We start from the raw sequence: 2,741 nt of genomic DNA, 5'->3' as shown, positions 1-2,741 counted from the left end.
CGGCAGCCAGTGTATCGACCGCCTGCGCGGCGGCCTGCTCACCACCGGGGGCGCTGTGAACAGAACGGCCCTCATGGCCGCCATGCAGAAAGACCCCGTTCTGCGGCGTGATGTGGAACAGACTGTCCATGCCCTGACCCGGCAGCGCATTGATGACTTCTGGCAACAGCAGGAAAGCAAAGGAGCGGCCCTGGCCGCGGCCGAAATTCCCCTCTATTTCGAATGCGGCTGGCAAAAGGTGTTCAACCCTGCGCCGTTCAGTGTGGGTGTGCATTGTCCCCTCTCCCTGCGCAGCGCGCGCACGGCGAAAAACAGGGGCTGGAGTCAGGAAAAAATGGCCGCCCTTGAGGAATGGCAGTGGCCCGAAGCCCGTAAAATGGCGGCCTGCGATCTGGTAATCGCAAACGAGGACGACCTGCCCCGGCTTCACGAAAAGGCCGCTGACCTGATTGAAAAACTGCGCCTGCTTGAACAGGAAAAAAGAGAAGAACAGAGCCGCACCCTGGTCAGGCTCTGGACTCCAAGCTGAGCGACCATTCTCTCTATCGTACCCTTTTCATTGACACATATTGCTTTATCCGGGTATGCTGGCTCTTTAGTTCCTATTTTACCGTAACCGCTTGCTGCGTATACTTTTTTTGCTTGACGCAAGGCAAAAAGTATGGCTCTGCCGTAAACGGTACGCCGCAGGCCAGATTTTTCCGGCGCCGCTGCCAGGTGATTTTATTTTTCACGGACGGCAACTGTTTTATCAGACAAAGGCCGCTGGAAATACTTAACCCTTACGGAGTGCCGCATGCCAGTTCACAGCAAGGCCCCAGACGGTCCCGGCGTCAGCCCAATGATTCTGGCGTTGGAAATCTCCAGTTCCGCACTCCTGCATTACAGCAAGGCCCCTTTTTTGCGCGCCAGCCTCGCCAGCATGGGCGAAACCCTGCACTGCGGGCAGGTGATTCTTCTGGAATACGCCAACAACAGCTGGGGCGAGCCGTTTGTGTGGACAAGCTCCGTACCCAGCGCGGCCTGCACGCTGCCCCTGCCGACACTGGAAGACATGACCCCCCTGCTGGATATCTTTTTGCAGCGCAAAGAGTTTTGCGTTTCTGATACCGGGCAGCTGCCCGAGGGGCCACAAAAAGACTTTTTCCTCGCGCGGCAGGTCAAGGCCGCCATGTGCATTCCCATTGTCCACGAAGGCGGGCTGTGCGGCGGCATCTGCCTGACCAGGCGCATTCCCGATCAGGGCTGGTCACAGGACGATGAAAGCATATGCCATCTTTTAAGCAACATCATGGCTATGGTGCTCACCCACTTTAGCCTTTACGGCAAGCTGCGGCAAAAGCACAAACAGCTTCGCGACATCCTTGACGCATTCCCCAATCCCGTCTGCATTGTGGACATGGAAACAAACAAAATTCTTTTTTCTAATAAAAGCATCGCAGAAACATTTCCCGCATCGCAAAATCCCGAAGAGGACAGCTGCCACAAAAGGCTTATGGGCCGGGACAGCCCCTGCCCCTATTGCACCAATCCCATCATTCGGCATTCGGGCGAGCCCTATCAGTGGACGTACCAGAATGAGGTCACCAGCCGCACGTACACCGTGGTGGACAAGGTTATCAAATGGGACAATGACAGGCCCGTGCGGCTTTCCATCAGCACGGACATCACCGACATACTGCGTACCCGGCACGAAAAACAGTCAGCGGTCATTGCCTCTCAGGCCAAAACAGAATTTCTGGCCCATATGAGTCACGAGATCCGCACTCCCCTCAACGGCATCATCGGCCTCACCCATCTGGCCCTGCAGAGCGGCCCGGAAGGAGAACTCAAGGAATACCTGCTGAAAATCCGATCCTCCTCCACAAACCTGCTCGCCATCATCAACGATGTGCTCGATCTTTCAAAAATCGAAGCCAACAAGATGGAACTGGAAAACGTCAATTTTATGCTTGAGGAAGTGCTGGATTTTGTTCATACATCCGTGCGTTTTGCCATGGAGCAGAAAGGGCTTGAATACCATTGCCACCTGGAAGACGATGTGCCCCTCAAACTCTGGGGCGACAGCCTGCGCCTCAAACAGGTGCTGCTCAACCTCATGAGCAATGCGGTCAAGTTCACTGCCAGGGGCAGGGTGGGACTGCACATCCGCCGGGAACAGAACAACGATGGCGACTGGCTGCACTTTGAGGTTTCAGATACGGGCATGGGCATTAGCGACGAGTACCAGCAGCACCTTTTTGATCCCTACACGCAGGCCAACTCAAGTATCAGCCGCCGCTTTGGCGGCACGGGTCTGGGGCTGAGCATATGCAAGCGCATCGCGGAACTTATGCAGGGCAGGCTGTGGTGCGAAAGCAGGCTTGGCGAAGGCTCGCGTTTTCACCTGCACATGCCATGCACCCCCGCACGCAATGTCTACTGTGAGGCCGGCGATGATACGCATGGCGTTCCGCCCCTGCAAAATGCCGGAAACACCAGGATTCTTCTGGTGGAAGACAACGAGGTCAACCAGGAAATAGCCAGAGCCATGCTGCGCCACCTCAACATTGAATGCGACCTTGCCCAGAACGGCCGCGAAGCCGTACGCATGGCACTGGAAACACATTATGACATCAATGTTGTCCGGTTAAGCACCCATAGCTAACAGGCTATAACTATAGGTGTTTATAGTTTTTCGTCTTCGCGGATTCAGAAGTTCTTCCAGAGAATCCTTGCCGAACAGATTCAAGCAAATGAGC

The 2,741-nt window shown here is 55.4% G+C and carries 2 protein-coding genes; both read left to right on the top strand.

Annotated features, from left to right (window positions below; all coding sequences use genetic code 11):
• Positions 1-529, top strand: a 529-nt coding sequence (locus tag V6C16_RS10875; protein ID WP_333543196.1) for a dephospho-CoA kinase, incomplete at its 5' end; no start/stop codon positions are given.
• A gap of 267 nt (positions 530-796) precedes the next feature.
• A complete protein-coding gene (locus tag V6C16_RS10870) occupies positions 797-2,647 on the top strand; it encodes a hybrid sensor histidine kinase/response regulator (RefSeq protein WP_333535924.1) in 1,851 nt (616 codons plus the stop codon).
• Positions 2,648-2,741 lie beyond the last annotated feature (94 nt).

It is taken from the genome of Desulfovibrio sp. 1188_IL3213 (assembly GCF_036763145.1).
Classification (GTDB): Bacteria; Desulfobacterota; Desulfovibrionia; order Desulfovibrionales; family Desulfovibrionaceae; genus Desulfovibrio.
Note: the sequence above shows the minus strand (reverse complement) of the source record. Positions and strands in the feature narration are given on the sequence as shown.